The 19,915-nt window shown below is 38.6% G+C and carries 18 protein-coding genes and 1 pseudogene; 10 read left to right on the top strand and 9 right to left on the bottom strand.

The annotated features are described in order from the left end of the window. Positions 1 to 59: 59 nt before the first annotated feature. The 3 genes from AB1444_02585 to AB1444_02575 are packed head-to-tail and all read right to left on the bottom strand — an operon-like array spanning position 60 to position 1,904. A complete protein-coding gene (locus AB1444_02585) occupies positions 60 to 584 on the bottom strand; it encodes an HD domain-containing protein (GenBank protein ID MEW6525535.1) in 525 nt (174 codons plus the stop codon). Between the two features lie 20 nt (positions 585 to 604). Next, on the bottom strand, positions 605 to 1,345 hold the full coding sequence (locus tag AB1444_02580; protein ID MEW6525534.1) for a putative ABC transporter permease: 741 nt from the start codon (positions 1,343 to 1,345) through the stop codon (positions 605 to 607). Continuing rightward, positions 1,332 to 1,904 (bottom strand): TetR/AcrR family transcriptional regulator, encoded by a 573-nt coding sequence (locus tag AB1444_02575; protein ID MEW6525533.1) that lies wholly within the window; start codon positions 1,902 to 1,904, stop codon positions 1,332 to 1,334. Before AB1444_02575 ends, AB1444_02580 begins: the two co-directional genes overlap by 14 nt. 539 nt (positions 1,905 to 2,443) lie before the next feature. Between AB1444_02575 and purH the strand changes: the two are divergent. Further along, positions 2,444 to 3,019: pseudogene (gene purH, locus AB1444_02570) on the top strand (bifunctional phosphoribosylaminoimidazolecarboxamide formyltransferase/IMP cyclohydrolase). A gap of 90 nt (positions 3,020 to 3,109) precedes the next feature. Beyond that, positions 3,110 to 5,092 carry an acetate--CoA ligase gene (gene acs / locus AB1444_02565; GenBank protein MEW6525532.1) on the top strand — a complete coding sequence of 661 codons (1,983 nt, stop codon included), beginning with the start codon at positions 3,110 to 3,112 and terminating at the stop codon, positions 5,090 to 5,092. Between the two features lie 52 nt (positions 5,093 to 5,144). Here the strand turns inward: acs and AB1444_02560 are convergent, their stop codons facing one another. Further along, the gene (locus tag AB1444_02560) at positions 5,145 to 5,663 is read right to left on the bottom strand and encodes a cob(I)yrinic acid a,c-diamide adenosyltransferase (protein MEW6525531.1); all 519 of its coding nucleotides are present in this window, start codon (positions 5,661 to 5,663) and stop codon (positions 5,145 to 5,147) included. Positions 5,664 to 5,665: 2 nt separating this feature from the next. Next, a complete protein-coding gene (locus AB1444_02555; GenBank protein MEW6525530.1) occupies positions 5,666 to 6,928 on the bottom strand; it encodes an MFS transporter in 1,263 nt (420 codons plus the stop codon). A 543-nt stretch (positions 6,929 to 7,471) separates the two neighbouring features. On the opposite strand from AB1444_02555, the gene AB1444_02550 reads away from it, so the two are divergent. The 3 genes from AB1444_02550 to AB1444_02540 all read left to right on the top strand — a co-directional run bounded on the left by AB1444_02550 (position 7,472) and on the right by AB1444_02540 (position 10,383). After that, positions 7,472 to 9,052: a methyl-accepting chemotaxis protein gene (locus AB1444_02550; protein ID MEW6525529.1), complete on the top strand. Its 1,581-nt coding sequence runs from the start codon at positions 7,472 to 7,474 to the stop codon at positions 9,050 to 9,052. A gap of 30 nt (positions 9,053 to 9,082) precedes the next feature. Continuing rightward, positions 9,083 to 9,736, top strand: coding sequence for an HAD-IB family phosphatase (locus tag AB1444_02545; GenBank protein ID MEW6525528.1), 654 nt, complete (start codon positions 9,083 to 9,085; stop codon positions 9,734 to 9,736). 86 nt (positions 9,737 to 9,822) lie between these two features. Next, the gene (locus AB1444_02540) at positions 9,823 to 10,383 is read left to right on the top strand and encodes a chalcone isomerase family protein (GenBank protein ID MEW6525527.1); all 561 of its coding nucleotides are present in this window, start codon (positions 9,823 to 9,825) and stop codon (positions 10,381 to 10,383) included. Between the two features lie 61 nt (positions 10,384 to 10,444). Here the strand turns inward: AB1444_02540 and AB1444_02535 are convergent, their stop codons facing one another. Together AB1444_02535 and AB1444_02530 are read right to left on the bottom strand one after the other, a co-directional pair. Beyond that, positions 10,445 to 11,527, bottom strand: coding sequence for a 4Fe-4S binding protein (locus AB1444_02535; GenBank protein MEW6525526.1), 1,083 nt, complete (start codon positions 11,525 to 11,527; stop codon positions 10,445 to 10,447). 193 nt (positions 11,528 to 11,720) lie between these two features. Beyond that, on the bottom strand, positions 11,721 to 12,152 hold the full coding sequence (locus AB1444_02530) for a MarR family transcriptional regulator (GenBank protein MEW6525525.1): 432 nt from the start codon (positions 12,150 to 12,152) through the stop codon (positions 11,721 to 11,723). A gap of 166 nt (positions 12,153 to 12,318) precedes the next feature. Between AB1444_02530 and AB1444_02525 the strand changes: the two genes are divergently transcribed. Genes AB1444_02525 through AB1444_02515 form a run of 3 tightly spaced genes read left to right on the top strand, consistent with a single transcriptional unit; the run spans position 12,319 to position 13,651 of the window. After that, positions 12,319 to 12,810 (top strand): periplasmic heavy metal sensor, encoded by a 492-nt coding sequence (locus tag AB1444_02525; GenBank protein MEW6525524.1) that lies wholly within the window; start codon positions 12,319 to 12,321, stop codon positions 12,808 to 12,810. A 17-nt stretch (positions 12,811 to 12,827) separates the two neighbouring features. Next, positions 12,828 to 13,319 (top strand): RNA polymerase sigma factor, encoded by a 492-nt coding sequence (locus tag AB1444_02520; GenBank protein MEW6525523.1) that lies wholly within the window; start codon positions 12,828 to 12,830, stop codon positions 13,317 to 13,319. Then, positions 13,316 to 13,651 carry a hypothetical protein gene (locus tag AB1444_02515; GenBank protein ID MEW6525522.1) on the top strand — a complete coding sequence of 112 codons (336 nt, stop codon included), beginning with the start codon at positions 13,316 to 13,318 and terminating at the stop codon, positions 13,649 to 13,651. The genes AB1444_02520 and AB1444_02515 overlap by 4 nt, the downstream gene beginning before the upstream one ends. Positions 13,652 to 13,653: 2 nt before the next feature. Here the strand turns inward: AB1444_02515 and AB1444_02510 are convergent, their stop codons facing one another. Both AB1444_02510 and nhaA read right to left on the bottom strand, forming a co-directional pair. Next, a complete protein-coding gene (locus AB1444_02510; GenBank protein MEW6525521.1) occupies positions 13,654 to 14,355 on the bottom strand; it encodes a hypothetical protein in 702 nt (233 codons plus the stop codon). 274 nt (positions 14,356 to 14,629) lie between these two features. Beyond that, the gene (nhaA, locus tag AB1444_02505; protein MEW6525520.1) at positions 14,630 to 15,808 is read right to left on the bottom strand and encodes a Na+/H+ antiporter NhaA; all 1,179 of its coding nucleotides are present in this window, start codon (positions 15,806 to 15,808) and stop codon (positions 14,630 to 14,632) included. 574 nt (positions 15,809 to 16,382) lie between these two features. On the opposite strand from nhaA, the gene AB1444_02500 reads away from it, so the two are divergent. Both AB1444_02500 and AB1444_02495 read left to right on the top strand, forming a co-directional pair. After that, on the top strand, positions 16,383 to 17,969 hold the full coding sequence (locus AB1444_02500; GenBank protein ID MEW6525519.1) for a 2-isopropylmalate synthase: 1,587 nt from the start codon (positions 16,383 to 16,385) through the stop codon (positions 17,967 to 17,969). A 15-nt stretch (positions 17,970 to 17,984) separates the two neighbouring features. Beyond that, positions 17,985 to 19,628: a YgiQ family radical SAM protein gene (locus AB1444_02495; GenBank protein MEW6525518.1), complete on the top strand. Its 1,644-nt coding sequence runs from the start codon at positions 17,985 to 17,987 to the stop codon at positions 19,626 to 19,628. Positions 19,629 to 19,915 lie beyond the last annotated feature (287 nt).

Here is a 19,915-nt window from a genome sequence, read left to right as displayed (position 1 = left end):
AATATGGCCCACTGTAGTACACTTGCGTTTGGACAAAACAGTAAGCACGATTATGTAATTTAAGAATATTGCTTCTGACGATTGAATCGCGATTGTAATGGTAACCACATAGAGGTGTGTATGTAATTGTACATCAAAGCTACTTTACTTATTACAAATCGAATATAATCTAAGGTTGATACTATCTTATCAGCTACCATTACTATCCATGATTCAGGATAGCGGGGTGGAAGTGGTGTAAGGGGCCACATGTGTCGCAGTATACTGTCTTTTTCCTTTGGGCCCAGCACAAAATGGTTTGATGCATTGTTGAGTGCAATGCGCGGGTGCCTGAATCCATGGAGCCTGGGGCCACCCGTTCGCCAATTGTACATGAAGAAATCATGCAGCAATGCACCGCGTGTTGTTGCAACGTAGTCAAGTTTTAAAGCTACAGCTAATCTATACGCTAACCATGCTACTTCCAGCGTGTGATGATAGCATGATATTGTCCCATGATGGGTGTAATGCTGCAGGGATTGAAAATCCTCATTGTGAAGTATATCCTGTATAAATGGTAGCAAGAACAACCTTTTATTTTCCATAATTCTCCTGTATGCAAGTATCAGTTGTGTTTTTCGTTTTTATTACGAATGGTGCTGATTAGTGCAGTATATCTCTTTTTGAATAATCTCATAATTTTATTTGCTTGTAGAGGTTTTATAATAGAAAATTTTTTTCTGTATGAAAGAGCCGTATCCACAAAACCGCGCAATGAGATGAGAGCATCATTCTGAAGTTTAATAAGTCCCAACCTATACTGGATGGGATTAAAAACAGGCAATCGTGCATGGAGTAATTTTTGTACAATAGTATGAGTTACCATATAATCAATAATCATGAGTGTTATGCCAAAGCTTATTGCTGTATTAATGATAACCGTATTCAGTGAAGCAACAAAATAGCTAAACAGGGGCAAAATAGCAAATTCAAATGCTAACGCTAACATACCCCATATAACCGAAAATGGTAAGCATACATGTCCCTGTATATTCAGGGGTTCATCGGTGTAATCCCAGTATCGTTTGCCAGTTATTATATACAGGATAGCACCGGTTACGTATTCAAGCAGGCTTAATGCTATGAAATAAATGGCAAATTTATAGAGTACGGGAAGATGTGTGGTGGCATACGCAATAGAGGTAATAACAAGAGCGCCGGTGCCATAGATAGGCAGGTATGGCCCTGTTAAAAAGCCAGGATTTACAAAACGTTTATTGGTTAGTGAGCGGTAAACAACCTCAAGCATCCATCCTGCAACCGAAAAAACAATGAATTCAAACAGCATCACATTAAGCTGTGCCATTATGTTCCTCCTTTGCCTTATTTTTAAAGAATGTCTCTGAAATAAAATTGATGCTGTTATTCAATGAATCCATTGAAAACGAGATGTTTTTAATGGATGATTCCATGCCTTTGAGTAGTAGTAGCAGTGTATGAATTATCTGGTTACTATCGCCGCTTTTTAATAATCCTTTTACGGATGCCTGCTGTACTATTTTTTGTAAAAGATGTTCTTCCTTTTGACTGAGTTCTTCTTTTAATTCGTTATCCTGCAGCGCGGGGTCGTTAATGAAAGGGTTGGTGATAAAAAGGCGTATGTGCTCCTGGATTAATGATTTGATTACATCTACAGGATTTATGGCTGTTTCAGCAGTTTTCAGTAAACGCGATTCAAATTGCTGTATTTTTTGTGTAATTAAGGCCTTAAGCAAACCTTCTTTGTTGCCAAAATAATTATAGATAGTGGCTTTGGCAACCCTGGCATCGCGGGCTATGTCATCAACCGCTGTTTTTTTTATGCCAAAACGGTTAAACATTGCTTCGGCTGTGGTTAAAATCTGTTGTTGTTTTCGTTTAATCATAGTTTTATACTTTTATACTATTTTAGTATAAAAATACTATAATTTATTCTCAATGACAATAAAAATTTTTTGGAGTAAGTAATTTTTTTAAATTATGAGCGATAGTTACCGGTAAAAACCATACGTGTGGGAAATGGGGTCAGAGCACTATATCAAATCCTGTGTTTGCTGTGTCTCTGCATAAGAAAATATAGGGGTTCACGCGAAGAATGCTGGGGATATGACAGAATTCCTGGTTGTTGGGGTCAGAGCAGTATAGTGTAGTGAAAAGTGCAATACGGATAATCCGATGTTTAGTTTCATTGTATCATATTAACTATTATAAATATATCAATAATGATGAAGAATTGATGGTTATCATGGTAATAACATTCACAAAAATATGCTATTCGTTGTCTGGATTATTGTTAAAATACAGTCATTTTGTTCAGATTTAAAAAATGCTTGTATTTTTTTAGGTGCTTATTCAAATGGTCATAACCGTAGTATGATAATAAAAACGAATTTTAGTATAATTAAAATAGTTAAATAAGGTTAAAATGTCAGTAATTAAACGAGCGCTTATAAGTTTATCAGATAAATCAGGAATAGTACCGTTTGCATCAAAGCTTAAAGAGTTTGGAGTTGATATTTTATCTACCGGAGGCACAGCAAAACTGTTACGCGATTCTGGTATTGCTGTTACAGAAGTTTCAGACTACACTGGTTTTCCTGAAATGATGGATGGCAGGGTTAAAACATTGCATCCAAAGATACATGGAGCACTTTTAGGATTGCGTGATAATCCTGAACATATTGCTGCAATGCAGAAACATGGTATTATTCCCATTGACATGGTTGTCATCAATTTATATCCATTTAAGCAGACAGTGGCAAAAGGGTGTACGCTGGAAGAAGCCATAGAAAATATAGATATTGGCGGCCCGGCAATGCTGCGCTCATCAGCAAAAAATTATAAATATGTTACCGTTATCGTGGACCCATCTGATTATGAAGCTGTGCTTAAAGACATGGAAGCAAATAATGGTGCTGTTTCAGAAAAGACAAATTTCAGATTGGCAATTAAGGTTTTTGAGTTGACATCAAACTATGATTCAATGATTGCTTCATATTTGAAAGAACAATTTAAGAATGCGTAGGGGTTACACCGCAATATAGCGGTGCCCATAATACTCATACTATAATATAAACATCGGAGGTAATAGATGGCAGAAGTTACATTAAAAGAGATTTACCCGGTTCCTGAGAAATTCCGCAAGAAAGCGTATATAAAGAGCCGGGAAGAGTACGAAAAGATGTGGAAAGAATCACTGGCAAATCCAGAAGGCTTCTGGGGAAAAATTGCCGAAGAGTATGTTACCTGGTTCAAGAAATGGGACAAGGTAATGGATTGCAACTATGGAACTACCGCTAAGGATCTGTGGGTACGTTGGTTTGTCAATGGAAAGTTAAACGTATCCTACAACTGTCTTGACAGACATCTGGAAAAACGCGGCAACCAGGTTGCGCTGATCTGGGAAGGCAATGAGCCCACTGAAGACAAAAAGTTCACCTACAAAGAACTGCACGAGCAGGTATGTAAGTTTGCCAATGTATTGAAGAAGAATGGTGTAAAAAAAGGCGACCGCGTTACATTCTTCCTTCCTATGATTCCTGAGCTTGCTATTGGTATTTTGGCATGTACACGAATTGGTGCTATCCACTCGGTAGTATTTGGTGGTTTCTCTGCTGAAGCGCTTCGTGACCGAATTCAGGACTGTAAATCAGAAGTTGTAGTGTCCTGCGACGGTACATTCCGTGGGGCAAAGGCTGTTCCACAGAAAGACAATGCTGATAAAGCTATTGCTGAATGTCCAACTGTTCGCCTGCACATCGTTGTAAAACGGGTTGGCGATAAGATCCAGGTTAACTGGAATGACAAAATGGATAAGTGGTATGAAGAAGAAATGGCAAAGGTTGATGCCAATTGCCCACCAGAAGAAATGGATGCTGAAGACCCACTATTCATTCTGTATACTTCTGGATCAACCGGAAAACCAAAAGGTGTTATGCATACAACCGGTGGATATTTAACCTATGTTGCATTTACACACAAGATGATTTTTGACTACCATGATGGTGACATCTACTGGTGTACTGCTGACATTGGGTGGGTAACCGGTCACTCTTACATTGTATATGGACCACTTGCAAATGGTGCAACCACTATTATGTTTGAAGGTGTTCCAACATACCCGGACTTTGGAAGATTCTGGGCAATCGTTGAAAAATATAAAGTTAATATTTTCTACACAGCTCCAACAGCTATCCGTGCACTGGCAAAAGAAGGCGACAGCTGGGTTGAAAAGCATGACATTTCATCAATACAGCTGCTTGGTTCAGTTGGTGAACCGTTGAATCCAGAAGCATGGAACTGGTACTATCATAAGATAGGCAGGGGTGAGTGTCCAATAGTTGATACATGGTGGCAGACAGAAACTGGTGGAATCCTCATTACTCCACTACCAGGTGCAATTGACATTAAGCCAGCTATGGCTACTGTTCCATTCTTTGGCGTTGAACCATGTATTGTTGATGATAATGGCACTGAACTTGAAGGTGTATGCACAGGCAACCTGTGCATCAAGCGATCATGGCCAGGCCAGATGCGAGGTGTATACGGGGATCCAGAAAGATTCTTCAATACCTACTTTACACAGTTCCCTGGCAAGTACTTCACCGGTGACGGCTGTAAACGTGATAAAGATGGTTACTACCAGATCACTGGCCGTGTTGACGACGTTATCAACGTATCCGGCCACCGTATGGGAACTGCTGAAATTGAATCAGCTCTTGTAGCTCATCCAAAAGTAGCTGAATCTGCTGTTGTTGGCTACCCACATGAAATTAAAGGTCAGTCAATCTATGCATTCGTAACTCTTAAGACTGGTGTGGAAAAATCTGATGAGCTTAAAAAAGAGCTTGTTGCTCACGTTCGTAAGGAGATTGGACCAATTGCAACTCCTGAAATGATACAGTGGGCAGATGCACTTCCCAAGACCCGTTCAGGTAAGATAATGCGCCGAATCTTAAAGAAGATTGCAGCAGGAGAATTTGATAAATCAGGTATGGGTGACACTTCAACACTGGCAGATCCAACTGTTGTTGATACACTCATCAATGATGCAAAGAAACTTCAGGGCAAGTAAAAGAAACAAAAATCTAACGGCGAAGCTTAAACTTCGCCGTTAGATTATATACTCACCATTCTATTCCTTTTCGTGCATTAACTCCCTTCTCATAATAATGTTTGATATCTTTCATCTCAGTTATAAGGTCACAGTATGGATGCAGTTTTTTGGGAAGCCCTCTACCGGTTAGTATTAATTCTGCATCATTTCGCCTGGTTTTTATCAATGCAATGATATCTTTCATGGTAATTAGCTTGAAATGGAGCGCTGTCAGTATTTCATCACAGATAATTATCTCGTAAAAACTATCGCCACAAACTTCCATACAGCGGTTGTATGCTTTGTGTGCTAATGCTTTATATTCAGCATCATTGTTGCCGGGAATATAAAAGTTTTTGGTACCGTATGTTTCAATTGTTATTAAATCGTTAAATCGCTTAAGTGCTATCTGTTCACCGGACTTTTGCCCCTTTAAAAATTGAATGATAATTGAATGCTTGCCCCAGCCAGCTGCCCGGATAGCAAGCCCTATTGCCGCAGTTGTCTTTCCTTTTCCATTGCCGGTATAGCATTGCACAAAACCTTTCATGGTTACACCTTCTTTTTCAGTGTGAGCATCATGATGCCAGATGTCAGCACCATACATGCAAGGATAACAAATGATATTTCAAATGAGTTGGTAATATCCTTAATAATGCCTATAAGATAAGGGCCAACATACCCACCAATATTTCCGGATGAATTGATAAGGCCAATAGCTCCGGCAGCTGCTGCCCCGGACAGAAATGTTGTTGGGTATGACCACCATACTCCAAAAGGACCAAAAACACCAATTGCTGCTAAGGATACAAAAATCATGTTAATTGCTGGGTCTTTGATAAAAACACCAGCACCCAGTCCTATAGCAGCAATGCCAAGCGGAACTGCGCCATGGAGGCGCTTTTCACCAGTTTTTGAGGATGAGTGACCAATATACACCATGACAATAAGAGACAATGTCATGGGAATGGCAAAAAGAAGGCCAATGGCAATATTTGACCAGCCGGATAACTCCTTAATGACTGTTGGCATCCAGTAATTGAAACCCCAGAAGCCGGTTATCCATAGAAAATAGATGAGTGCAAGCTTCAATACTTCTTTATCTTTGAGTGCCTGCCATACTGTGTAATGCTGCCCTTTTTGTGTTTGCTCATGCGATAGCTCATCCTTCAAATACTTCTTTTCAGCATCAGTGAGCCAGCTGACCTGCTGTGGGTCATTTGAAAGAATAAAGTATAGAAGTATTCCAAATAACAGTGCTGGTATTGCTTCGCATATAAATAAAAGTTGCCAGCCTTTAAGGCCAAACGCTGATATATCCAGTAAAAGCCCTGCAAGAGGAGATCCAATTATTGCTGAAACCTGAAGTGATGTAAGCATAAGGGCAATGGCTTTAGGGCGCTCTTCTGGTGTAAACCAGCGAGGTATCATGCTTGCATATAATACCGGGTAAAAGCTTGCCTCAGCACTGCCCAGTAAAAAGCGCAACAGATAAAAATGCCATGGTTTGGTGATAAATGCCATGAAAAAAGATACTATTCCCCAGGTAATCATGATACGCATGAGCCACCCTTTGGGATTCCACTTTTCAGCAATGATTGCCCCGGGAATTTCAAAGAGTATATAGCCCACAAAAAAAATGCCGGCACCTATGCCAAATATTTCGGCAGAGAAACCTAAATCCGTATTCATGGTAAGAGCTGCGTATGCTATATTAACTCTATCTAAATATGCAATAATTGAACCAGCAAAAAGAGGGAGTAATACATGCAGATAGCGTTTTTTGTTTAATGTTGCAATGTTAATAGTATTCATGCCAGGACTGCCTTAATTGATAAATAAAATTTCATTCATATTCCAACCATGGAGAGGATGGAATACTTTTAAGGAATAATCATTTTGAATATTTGCTAATAGTGGGTTATAGGTAATATAAAAATGCAAATGTTTTTATAAAAAATTTTCAGTATTTATCCCTTAACTTTTTTAAGGCCAACAATGCAACATCATCCCACCTCTAAAGGCAAATGGAGTGTATATCATATTTTTCCTTGCACCGTACATGTGGATATTACGATAGGATGTTCCCTTGTGGGACTATATATAGGTTAAAACTGCTTTCTATTATGTGAATTATTTCGGAAATAAGTAGTTTTTTTAGATGCCCATAAGGATAAATAGACGGTATGAGCTATACTATATATAATGTAAAATATGATTATGCTAATTTGTACTGATAGGATTATTATTTTTTTATAGCAATTTATTGTTACTAACATAGTATTATTGTTGATGTTGCTGCTTACATTGTATACTATAAGTACTTAGAGCCTTTGAATAACATTTTGTGAGGTTCCTATGGAAACAAAATATACAGCACGACAGGTTCTGGAAATAAAATCAAGTGGAACATATATTATACTATTTATAATAATAGCGGTCATTGCCCATATATTCCAGATATTGGGGAAAGTTGATATTCTGGAAATTTTACGGCTATCGTTTATCAGTACCATTTGTATATTACTGGCATATTTCATCTATAAAAGAAAAAAATTACTAAAATCAACTGGCGTTTTTGAATGGATTCTGGGATTTATCAGTGTTAATATACCCTTAGCAGCCAAGTTTGCCTATGCACAAAAGTATGACTGGACATTTGCGCTTGAGTCGTATAATAGCTCAGTTCTTATGGTTATATTACTGGTAATGCTGCAACTATACTTCAATCGGCGGCTTATGGCCTTTTACACTGGCTATACGGTAGTAACATGGACTGCGTTTGTATTAGTGGCGATAGCTCATGGAGCAGTCATACACTGGGATGCAACACTTGATGGCAAGCCGGTCCACGGTTTTATAATATTTCGCGAGATTTTCTTTATCATGATTACTGCTGTATTTGGTATATTAGCTTCACGGAATATAAAAGTAGTTCAGCAGTATGATGACCGCTCCACCAAACAACTATCTATTATTCAGGAACAATCGGATGTACAACGACAACTCAACGAAACTATCAAAGAAAAGGTAGCAGATTTACTGGAACAGGTTAAACAGCAGGACATACTCACTGTAAAATTTAACGAAAAGATGCAGAATCAGGCTTCAACCTTTGAAGAAATATCCGCAACACTGGAAGAACTGCTGGGTTCAGCGGAAAGCATTGCACGCATTTCCGAAGAGCAGGTGGGTGGCAATGAGATGATGGAAACCATTGTTAGCGAGTTCAAAGTTATAAAAAACGAAACACGGCAAAATTTAGATAAAACAATTCAGGAAGTTGAAAATGTTGTTGCGCGTACAGGCAATGCTAACGAAAGAATCAAAGAGGTGGAGGCAACCATCAATCAGATACGTGAGCAAAGTCAGAAAATTGGTGACACTATTAACGTAATAGTTGATATTGCTGATAAAATAAATTTACTATCACTTAACGCTAGCATTGAGGCTGCGCGTGCAGGCGAGTATGGTAGGGGATTTGCAGTGGTAGCGGATGAAATTGGCAAACTGGCCTTTCAAACATCTGAGAGTATCAAAGATATTGAAAAGGTGCTGATACAGAGCACAAAAACTACTGAAACTGGTGTGGAAGTTATCAGGACTACTGCTGAGATGTTAAAGGATCTGATTGCTCGTATGGCCGAAAGCTCATCAAAGATTAAAATACTGCAGGATAGTGTAACTGTTGAAGAGCGGTACATAAAAAATATCATTGACCAGATGGAAAAAAACGTTGAATTGGCAAAAAATATTGGTGCTGGTACTGAAGAGCAAAAAGCAGCAATTGAAGCAAGCGCAAAAGCCATTGAACATATGAATGAGGTTGTTTCTCAGATGGTTGATGAAATCCAGCAGCTTGCGCATACTTCCCGAAGCATTTTGAACAATGCAACAGCGCTTTTAGAAAAATCGCAGGGCGATAGTTCATTGGATTAATATCTAACTTATTTTCAAAACTATTATATAATGCAACAAAACAATACTACATACAGCATATTCTGTGACTTTGATGGCACTATAACTACCGTTGAGACATTTGTGGGAATGTGTAAAACCTTTGCTCCGGATTTATTTGATGAAATTGGCAGAAAGATGTGGAATAAAGAGCTTACCATCAGACAGGGTGTGCGACAGTTACTTGAATCTTTACCCTCTTCATTATATAAAGATATGCTGGCATACATCGATGATAAAGAAATACGGCCGGGATTTGGAGAGTTTCTGGAATATTGCAATAATAGATCCATCCCTGTTATTATTATATCTGGCGGATTATACGATAGCGTGGTGCGAAAGTTAGGCAATCTGAAAGAATACGTAACCGCAGTCTATGCAGCAAAGATTGATGCAAGCGGTGAGTATCTCAAAGTATATTCTGAGTATGAGCATGAAGGTGAACTGGTGGCAAAGGCTGCCATTATGAGTAACTATCGCCACCCGTGCAAAATAGCTATTGGTGATGGTCCTACTGATATTGAGATGGCAAAGTATGCTGATATAGTGTTTGCCCGGGGCCTTTTAAAAAAGTTTTTACCAAAAGATAAAGAATACTATGAATGGGATGATTTTTTTGATGTTATGGATACATTATCGATTATACTAGAACAGAAAATTTTTTAATTGACTATTGTATAAATAGACTATAGTTACTATATAACCATTAACTAACTATATTAAAAAAATTATAATAACACAAGGAGGTTAATATGCGTAAAAGTGTGGTAGTTGTTATAGCATTACTGGTTGCCGTTTGCATGATGTCAGATGTTTTTTCGCTGAGTATTGGAGGCAAGGAGCTGGTAAAAAAAGGTACTGGCAAAAGAACAAAAGGGATATTAGGTACTGTGTATTATGCAACACTTTGGGTACCTGAAAGCCTTAAAACAGCTGATGCAAAAGCCATTGTTGAAGCTGATGAGCCAATGGCAGTAGTACTGGTTATAGATTCGGTATTGTTAAACAAAGAAAGATTTTTAGAAGCAACCAAAGAGGGTTTTGCACAGGCTGCATCAAGTGGGTATGCAACTGCCAAACAGGACGCTTTCTTAAAGCTTTTTGATGCTGTTGAATTCAAGAAAGGTGATGTAATCCAGTTGGGATATGACCCCAAAGCAGGAATTACAGCAGTGTTTACTAAAACAGAAACAAAGAAAACAACCACATTGGGTTCTGTTGCAGGGCTTGATCTTAAGAAAGCATTGTTTGCAATATGGCTTGGACCAAAGCCAGTTCAGGAAAGCCTCAAGAAGGCAATGTTAGGAATGTAATTGAAAGCAAAGTGCATGTAAACTCTGTTGACGTCAAGGAGCAGAGTTTACATGCATTATGTTATTTCTTCATAACTTCAATAAATCTATCCAATCTTCCTTTTTCCTGTGCTACTTTAATTCCCATCTCTGTTACGGTAGCTGGTATATCAGGTGTTGATGTTCTTTCAATTAATGTAATTGCATGTGAAGTGCAGACACTTGCACAAAGGCCACATCCAATACATTGTGATGCATCTACGGAAGCCATACCATTATCCATGCTTATAGCATTCATTGGGCATCGGCCATTTGCACATGCTTCACAGCCAGAGCAATTGTTTATATCAATTTTTGCTTCAAAGCGGCTTGTGCTGAATGCATTGATATTCCCAGCTTGAGTTCTTCCTCTAAGCACAGTACAGCAACATGGACAGCAATTGCAAATAACTGTGGCTCGGTCTTTGCTGTTATTACTGGTATGAACCAGCCCGGCTTTCTCGCTTTTCATTAATGCATTGATTGTTTGGTCAACACTTGCCTTCCAGGCATATCCTCGGTCAACAAGGAATTCAGCAGCGCCATCAAATATCATGCACACATCAAGTGGTTTATCACATTTATGGACACTTACACGACATGCACAGTTGGTAAGAGCAATATAATGAGCTTTTTCAATGAGTTTTCGTGCTTCTTCAAAGGGATGAATAACAATGCCAGGTTCTATAGCAGTATCAACGGGCAATACTCGCATGAGCGGTGTGGGATTGCCACTGAATGAATTACCTAATGCTTCATGATGGTACTTTTCCCACAGCTGTGCAAGCTTTTTATGCGTTTCGGTTGTCATGCCTTTCATAAAAGGAAATTCAAATAATCCTGGTATGGTTGGAACAAGCCCATAGAGTATTTCGTTATCCTTTTTTGCAGTGTAAATAATGGCTTTATTTGCCATCTGTTCCAGTATCTGGCGTGCTAATTCCATGTCCATATGCGAAGCTGCTGCAATATCTTTCACGGTTTTACCTTTAAAACTCATATACGTTGCAAGTTGAGCTTCCTGCGGTGTAAACAATATGTGTAAAATTTCCATAAATGTTTTGGTTTTTGGAGCGGTGGATGGGTGTGAGTCAAGTATCTGCTGTAATGTTTCATAACTATCCATATGGAACCTCCTTAAAAATATAAATAGCAAGTCTATATCTTCACTTTCACAGGAGCCAGAATGTTTTAGGCATATACTGTCAGAAAAAGATTCTTAAAATACATTCAGAATACCATGTGTTACCTATAATTTCCATTCATTATGAGAACCATCAGCAGAGATATGAATAACTCCTTCCGTGATTGATTACATGCTACTTAATATTTGCCATAACCTTTTCTAAGAGTATAAAAAGATGTTGTTGTTCTTGCTCTGATAAATTATAGAAAAGCTTTTTATTCATTTTTTCAGAGATAGTTTTAAAAGATTTTTTTAAAGCCAGAGATTTATTTGTAGGGGCAATTAGAAAACTTCGTTTATCCTGTGGATTGACAATGCGTTTAAAATAGCCATGTTTTTCCATATGTTTTACAATAAGCGTGATTGTTGATTTATCTTTATAGGTATATGATGAGATGTCCTTTAATGAGAGGGGGCCTTTAAAGGTTACGATAACAAATACGTCGCCAAATGAAGGTGGTATATCGGTAATTGAAACTTTTTTTAACTCTTCAGTTAAAAATGTATGTGCCAGGTGTCTGATCCGTGATAAAGAATATATAAAATTTTGGCTGGTGATTTTCATATAGTTTTGTACAAAACTAAATTAGTTTGATAGTAAACTAATTATATAATGTAAAAAAGTCAATGAAATTTTATTTATCTACCAAAGAAAAAATGGAACTAAATGTTTTAAATAAGGGTCTAATGGTCAAAATTTGAGAAGCTACTATACTTGAAGGGGGATTAGTATGAAAAAAGTTTTTATGTATGCTCTGGCTCTGACACTTGTTACAACGGTTGCATTTGCACAAGGGCCAAAAGGGAAAGGGCAATGTTGTGATATGCCCATGAAAAAGGGTCCAATCTTTGGCGATGTAGAGCGGCTTAAGCAGGAATTGGGGCTTTCCGATGCACAGGTTGATAAGATAGTTGAAATCAATAATCTGTATGAAAAGCGTATGCTTGATATACGGGAAAAATTAGCTCCAAAAATGGTACAATTAAAAAAGCTTTTACTTGAAGATGAAGTTGACATTAATGCAGTGCGAGCTAAACTGAAAGAGATAGGCGATTTACGGATTGAGCTTCATATACTAAGAATACAGCATGTTATGGATATTGAAAAACAGCTCAACAAAGACCAGTTAAAAAAGCTCAAAGCATACAAGCAGATGGAAATGCAAAGAATGGAAAAGATGCGCCCACATGGCCCAATGGGATTTGACGAACCAATGATGTAAGCGGTGAAGCGTGCACCATGAACGAAAAAGAATTTGCAATAATTGTTGGTCAAACAAAGGCAGTTGTGCTGCAAGCTGTTCACAGGCATCTTGCAGCACAGTTTTATGAGGCAATTGATGATGTAGTCCAGGAAACGTATATACGGGCTTACCGAAGTTTAGTTGCAGGAAAATTCAAGGAAAAGTCATCACTTGAGACGTGGCTGTATCGCATAGCGGCAAATGAGGCAAAACGTATGAACAAGAAGCTACTGCGACAGGAGCAAAAACTTCAAAGGCTTTCACATAGTATAGATTATTATCCTCCTGAGATTCACTACGATGAACTATCGCTCATGCCTGTTATTGAAAAGCTCCCTGAAAAGTATAAAGATGTTATAAAACTGAAAGCCCTGGGCAATGATGAAACACAGATTGCAGGTAAGCTTGGTATTCCCAAAGGTACGGTAAAATCGCGCTTATCCCGAGGCAAACTGATTCTTTATAAGTTGTTACAGGAGGAAGTATGAATACTACACATTTTGATAGAGCAATCAACGAGCGATTGGAAAGTAACGCGTGGGATGAAAAAATTGCTGCAGTGGTAGTAGCACGCGTAAAAAAACGAAATAGATTGTATATTTCCTTTGGGTCTATTGCTGCAGTAGTACTACTTGTGGTGGGGGTTGCATTATGGCAAAGTTCACACGATTATTCTGATAGTGCATATAGCTTTATCCATGCGCAGGCTAATGGTGTGTTTAAAAATGTTTTTCCAGAAGCACAACCTACTGATTTGACGTACAGTTATATTGATGAGCATGTGACAAACATCATTGATACAGCATTACTTGAGCGATAGTTCTAAAGAGTAACTGGCTCATCGCACCACTGTTGTTTTTCCCAGTTAAACCATTGATAGGGATGAAAAGATATTTTATATTCCATAACCTTGCAGCCAGGAACATAGTAGCCTAAGTATAGGTAGGGAAGCCCTTTTTGATGGGCTAATTCAATGGCATAGAGGATACTGTAAATTCCTGGACTTAAGTAAGCAAAATCTGAGTGATAGATGCAGTAAATGGAACTTAATGCTTCATGTGTTTCATCGATGTAGTCGACAGCAAACAATTGTGACCTGCAATAGTATTCTATCTGGTAGGTGTTAGAACATACATCAAGTACATTTGACAATAAAAATTGCAGTGATGGCAGCTCTTTAAAACGGGATATGGAATGGTCTTCATATATGCTGTAAATTTTCCGTGTAAGGGTTAGTTCATTGATGCAGGCACGTGTGTTTACATTTTTGCGTAAAGTCCTGCGCTGACTTTTTGTGGGCTTAAAATCAAATGTTTTAATCCTGACCGGGATGCAGAGCATACATGAATAGCAGGCTGGCTGAAAAAATGTATAGCCAAAATGTCGCCATCCCTGTGCTAAAAGTGTGTTGTGTTCTTCAGGCGAGAGGTTATACAGTACGGAATAGCGGTATGTCTTTGTTTTATTATGAAGATAGGGGCATTCTTCAGGATTGGCTATAAATGATTTTGCTGAAATTTCCATGGATCTAATATAATTACGAAAATGCATACATTGTCAATAATTTAAGAAAGGATTTTCAGAGAGTTTTTAAGAAAAAAATTATTGATAGCTTTACCTGGTAATAATGTAGTATTTAGCGGGTTGCTCCTGAATGTAAAAGTTACCAGCTAAACTAATAAAAATTAGCTCATGATGTCATTACCAGTCCTGATGAAATTGGGGTGTGGCAATCTTAATTTTAAAAAATAGAGTGCTCTGCCTTCACAATATAGTTGGAAATCTTTGCAATGAATTTTTACACTTGCCTTTCAGGAAGTGTTCTATGTAACACAAAATACCCAAAAATCCCTGACAGCAGTGACCCTGCCAGGATCCCGACGCGTTCATCAAATAAAAGATTGCTACCAGTTTCTTCAAAAGCCAGTGAGCCAATAAAAAGACTCATGGTGAAACCTATACCACATAGTAGTGCAGTGCCATACAGCATCTTCCAGTTGGTTTGAGATGGCAGCGATGCTATACCAAGTTTCCATGCAGTGTAGCAAAACATAAATATGCCTGCCTGTTTGCCAATAAAAAGACCTGCTGCAATGCCAATGGGCACCCCATGAAAAAGCTTGAGAGCTGTCATCCCACTAAAATCAATTCCAGTATTGGCAAATGCAAATAGTGGTAATATAATAAAAGCTACAGCATGATGTACATCATGTTCAAATTCTCTCAGTGGTGAAGTTCCATCTTCTGATGTTAAAGGGATACATAATGCCAGTATAACACCTGCCAGTGTTGCATGAACACCTGATTTTAGCATGGCTGCCCACATTACTATTCCTATGATACCATATATGCTTTTTGAGGTAATGCCTTTTTTGTTGATGAACAATAATACCGGAATACAAAGAAGCGATACAGCAAGGGCGGTAAAAGAAAGATTTGCAGTATAAAAAAATGCAATGATAATGATAGCACCCAGATCATCAAAGATAGCAAGCGAAGTTAAAAATATCTTGATACTTAGTGGAACACGGTTGCCCAGTAATGAAAGAATACCTAACGAGAATGCAATATCGGTGGCTGCAGGTATTGCCCAACCTTTTAACGCTTGCGCGTCATTGTAATTAAATGCTGCATAGATAAGAGCAGGAAGGATCATGCCTCCAGCTGCGCCAATAGCTGGCATTGCTACTTTTTTTATGTTCGATAGTTCCCCTTCAATAAGTTCTCTTTTAAGTTCAAGGCCAATCATGAAGAAAAATATTGCCATGAGCCCATCATTAATCCAGAGCAAAAGAGGTTTATCGATTGCAAAAGTACCAATTGACACTGCAAAACGAAGCTCAAGCATCATGGTGTATAACAGCTTGAAAGGTGAATTGGCAATAATCATAGCCAGTATGGTGGCAATGATCATCAAAATTCCACTTGCAGATTCCATTGCCAAAAACTGCTGAATGAAGGAGTTGGCTTTTTTCATAAAGTATGTGCTCCCATAGTATGAATAGTATAACCTGCTGGAAATGGAGTCTATAGTATTGTGGCAATAATGGCAAGTGTTAAATTATTTATAAAAATTTAGTTAAACGCAAACAGGTTTATAAATAGATTGTTTATCAGTGAAAAGATACAGGTGAAACGGTATAGAAGTACAATAAAAGTGTATTCATTTACCTGGATTTTACCGAAACGTAATAAGTGAGTAAAATTTTATTATGTAATAATTAAAATATATTGACAATTATGCATTGTGTGATTAATTGGAATTCAAAACTGGTGTATTTACTATTATGACATCTACTATGATTTCACGAACCCTTTATAACATAGCTAACCTTTTAGGACTACTACTATTGGGAAAAACCGCAACAGGGGTTTCGTGAGAGGTATTGGTATAGTGAAATTGTATGCCGCCACGGAAACCCCGTGGCGGTTTTATTTTATATGCACTGGAGGTGTAGAGGGATGAATCCCCAACGATTACTACAAAAAATTATTATCATGAAATTATCCTCTAAATTATGATATCAACTACAGGTAAAGGAGATAAGGATATGACAGTAACAAAATCAAAACAAAATAAAGTATTTATATTTGATACAACATTGCGTGATGGTGAACAGGCGCCGGGTTTCAGCATGAACATTGATGAAAAACTTCATTTTGCTGACCAGCTTGTAAAATTGGGAGTGGATATTATTGAAGCTGGATTTCCCATTTCATCACCGGGTGATTTTGAAGCGGTAAAACGCATTGCCGAAAGAGTAAAAGGGGTTCAGGTGGCAGGGCTTGCGCGTGCCAACTTCAAAGACATTGATGTGGCATGGGATGCATTGCAGTATGCGGAAAATCCACGTATTCATACCTTTATTTCAAGCTCGGATATTCATATTCAGTATCAGTTTAAAAAGACTCGTGAAGAAGTTTTGGCGATAGCTGTTGATGCAGTAAAGCATGCTGCAAAATACACCTCTAATGTTGAATTTTCGCCAATGGATGCAACACGAAGCGACTGGAATTATGTAGCACAGATGGTGGAAGCAGTTATTAAAGCTGGCGCTACAACTGTGAACATCCCTGATACTGTGGGATATGCAATCCCATCGGAGTTTCATGAGTTTATAAAATTTCTTTTCAATACCGTACCAAATATTGATAAGGCAATTATATCAGTGCATTGCCATAATGACTTAGGGCTTGCCACAGCAAATGCGCTGGCTGCAATAGAAGCCGGTGCACGGCAGGTGGAGTGTACTGTTAATGGTATTGGTGAGCGTGCAGGCAATACCGCCATGGAAGAGCTGGTAATGGCATTGAAAACACGGGGTGAAAAATTTCAGGTGTATACTGATATCAATTCAAAACAAATCATGTCAACATCAAAGCTTCTGACACATATTACCGGTGTTGGGGTGCAGCCAAATAAGGCGATTGTGGGTGCCAATGCATTTGCCCATGAATCAGGTATACATCAGGATGGTGTACTGAAAAATGCAATGACGTATGAAATTATGAAACCTGAAGATGTAGGAATTACCAGATCAACGCTGGTACTGGGAAAACACTCAGGCCGCCATGCAGTTATTGCGCGGTTGAACAGTTTGGGCTATAACCTCACCGATGAGGAATTAGAACGTTTCTTCAAACTCTTTAAGGTGCTTGCTGATAAAAAGAAACAGATATTTGATGAAGACTTAGAAGTACTGGTAGGCGAAGCAGTGTACAAGATGAAGGGGCGCTATAAAGTTACCAATGTACAGATTTCAACCGGTATGTATTCGCCACCAATGACGCTGGTAACCATTAAAGACCGCTACAATGATGGTGTTGAAACATTTGATGTGGCTCATGGCAACGGTGGTGTAGATGCCGGTATTAATGCTGTTAAAAAGATTACCGGTACTACGGCAAAGATAGAATCTTTCAATTTAGTTGCTATCACTGGCGGATCAGATGCATTGTGTGAGGTAACGGTAACAGTGGTTGAAGAAATAAATGGGCGACAGCTCAAAGTATTTGGCAATGGTGTTAATATTGACATTTCGGTGGCAGGTATCCTTTCATTTGTTGATGCGTTAAATAAGCTTGAATATATAAAGCAGCGCAACCATATTGGAGAAAAGATTGAAGTAAAGTTGTAGGATGCACCATTGTTTTTGCCAGTAACAAAAGATGAAGCTTTAAAACGAGGCTGGAAGAACGTTGATATAATCCTGGTGACGGGTGATGCTTATGTTGATCACCCGTCATTTGGTATTGCTGTCATTGGCCGTGTTTTAGAAAAAGCAGGCTTTAGTGTTGGGATTATTCCAATGCCCAACTTTTTAGATCCATCCTCCATAGAAGAATTTGGAAGACCCAATCTTTTTTTTGGCGTAAGTAGCGGCAACATAGATTCAATGCTTTCACGCTTTACGGCGTTTAAAAAAATACGAAATGATGACCCCTATGTACCCGGTGGCAAAGGCGGCATAAAACCTTCTCATGCGGTTATTACCTACTGTAATCTTATAAAACAGCGTTTTAAGGATGTCCCCATCGTCATTGGTGGTATTGAAGCATCCATGCGCAGGCTCCTTCATTATGATTTTGTTCAGAACAAACTGCGCCGTAGCATTTTGGTAGATAGCCGTGCTGATATCCTTGTCTATGGCATGGGCGAATATCAGGTTGTACAGATAGCACGGCGCATAGCAGGGGGTCAGAGCCTGGAAGGGATTCCTGGCACAGTAACTATCGCCAAACAAAAACCTGATGATGCTGTTGAACTGCCACCGGAAGAAGATGCAATGGAAAACATGGATTCATTGCGTGCTATGTACAAAATTTTTTACCGCAATTTCAGTACAAAAGTAATAGCACAGAAAAGTGGTGGCAGGTACATCATTCATACGCCACCGCCTGCTTTAAGTCAAAAAGAGCTTGATGCATATTATGAACTGCCGTATGAGCGCAAACCTCATCCAATCTACAAAGAAACTATACCGGCGTATGAAATGATTAAGTATTCTATCAATGCGCATCGTGGATGTGCGGGAGGATGCTCGTTTTGTTCGCTTACCCTGCATCAGGGCAAGTTGGTGGTTTGGCGCACGCCTGATTCAATAAAACGGGAGATAGTTACTGTGTCCAGGCGCAAAGTGCATATAAGCGATATTGGCGGACCATCGGCAAACATGTATGGGTTTGCATGTGCAATAGGTGGATGTAACCGTGAAAGCTGTGTGTTTCCTGCTGTGTGCAAACACTTAAAGCTTGCAACAGATAGATGGCTTGGTCTTATGGAGGATGCTCTGACCCTACCCACTGTGAAGAAGGTTTCTGTTGGCTCTGGTATACGGTATGATCTGTTTATGCAGGGAAACAACGCTAAACAAAACCTGGAATTTCTTGTGAAACATTTTGTCAGCGGTCAGCTTAAGATTGCTCCCGAACATACGGATATAACAGTGCTCAGAGCCATGCGCAAAATAAGTGCTATACCACTTGAAGAATTTGTTGGGGCTTTTAATGCTGCATGCAAACGCTTAGGCAGGGAGTATTACCTGGTGCCGTATTTGATGAGTTGCCATCCTGGAAGTACTAATAGCTCTGTGCACAGGATGCGCAGTGACATTGCTGCATTATTTGGCTATGTGCCGTATCAGTGCCAGGCATTTATACCATTGCCCATGACACTCTCGTCCATACAGTATTACACAGGCTCTGACCCCTTAACAGGGGAACAGTTTTTTGTGGAAAGAAATGCAGTAAAACGCAGAAGACAGCATGGGATATTAATTGACACCCCAAAAAAATAACACAATAATATTGAGAGGTATTGTTATACTATCAACATCTATAAATTATTTGCAAATAAATAGTAAAAAATACAACAAGTTGATTTTATTGATTGGTTCTAATTTTTGATTTTTTATCATTAATTATTCCTATAATGTTGAAATTTGAACAAAATATAAAATAGGGGGTGTCCCAAAAGACACCTCTTTTTTTAAAAAAATTAATTTACAAGCAATTAATGCGACATAAAATTGTCGCATGAAAAAACAACGAAAACCAACAATACCAGTATTTAAGGAATACCATC

This window comes from Spirochaetota bacterium (assembly GCA_040756435.1).
Taxonomy (GTDB): Bacteria; Spirochaetota; UBA4802; order UBA4802; family UB4802; genus UBA4802.
Note: the sequence above shows the minus strand (reverse complement) of the source record. Positions and strands in the feature narration are given on the sequence as shown.

Coding starts and splice junctions, on each gene's coding strand:
- AB1444_02585 (MEW6525535.1), bottom strand. CDS start 584: ATGGAAAATAAAAGGTTGTTCTTGCTACCATTTATACAGGATATACTT.
- AB1444_02580 (MEW6525534.1), bottom strand. CDS start 1,345: ATGGCACAGCTTAATGTGATGCTGTTTGAATTCATTGTTTTTTCGGTT.
- AB1444_02575 (MEW6525533.1), bottom strand. CDS start 1,904: ATGATTAAACGAAAACAACAACAGATTTTAACCACAGCCGAAGCAATG.
- acs (MEW6525532.1), top strand. CDS start 3,110: ATGGCAGAAGTTACATTAAAAGAGATTTACCCGGTTCCTGAGAAATTC.
- AB1444_02560 (MEW6525531.1), bottom strand. CDS start 5,663: ATGAAAGGTTTTGTGCAATGCTATACCGGCAATGGAAAAGGAAAGACA.
- AB1444_02555 (MEW6525530.1), bottom strand. CDS start 6,928: ATGAATACTATTAACATTGCAACATTAAACAAAAAACGCTATCTGCAT.
- AB1444_02550 (MEW6525529.1), top strand. CDS start 7,472: ATGGAAACAAAATATACAGCACGACAGGTTCTGGAAATAAAATCAAGT.
- AB1444_02545 (MEW6525528.1), top strand. CDS start 9,083: ATGCAACAAAACAATACTACATACAGCATATTCTGTGACTTTGATGGC.
- AB1444_02540 (MEW6525527.1), top strand. CDS start 9,823: ATGCGTAAAAGTGTGGTAGTTGTTATAGCATTACTGGTTGCCGTTTGC.
- AB1444_02535 (MEW6525526.1), bottom strand. CDS start 11,527: ATGGATAGTTATGAAACATTACAGCAGATACTTGACTCACACCCATCC.
- AB1444_02530 (MEW6525525.1), bottom strand. CDS start 12,152: ATGAAAATCACCAGCCAAAATTTTATATATTCTTTATCACGGATCAGA.
- AB1444_02525 (MEW6525524.1), top strand. CDS start 12,319: ATGAAAAAAGTTTTTATGTATGCTCTGGCTCTGACACTTGTTACAACG.
- AB1444_02520 (MEW6525523.1), top strand. CDS start 12,828: ATGAACGAAAAAGAATTTGCAATAATTGTTGGTCAAACAAAGGCAGTT.
- AB1444_02515 (MEW6525522.1), top strand. CDS start 13,316: ATGAATACTACACATTTTGATAGAGCAATCAACGAGCGATTGGAAAGT.
- AB1444_02510 (MEW6525521.1), bottom strand. CDS start 14,355: ATGGAAATTTCAGCAAAATCATTTATAGCCAATCCTGAAGAATGCCCC.
- nhaA (MEW6525520.1), bottom strand. CDS start 15,808: ATGAAAAAAGCCAACTCCTTCATTCAGCAGTTTTTGGCAATGGAATCT.
- AB1444_02500 (MEW6525519.1), top strand. CDS start 16,383: ATGACAGTAACAAAATCAAAACAAAATAAAGTATTTATATTTGATACA.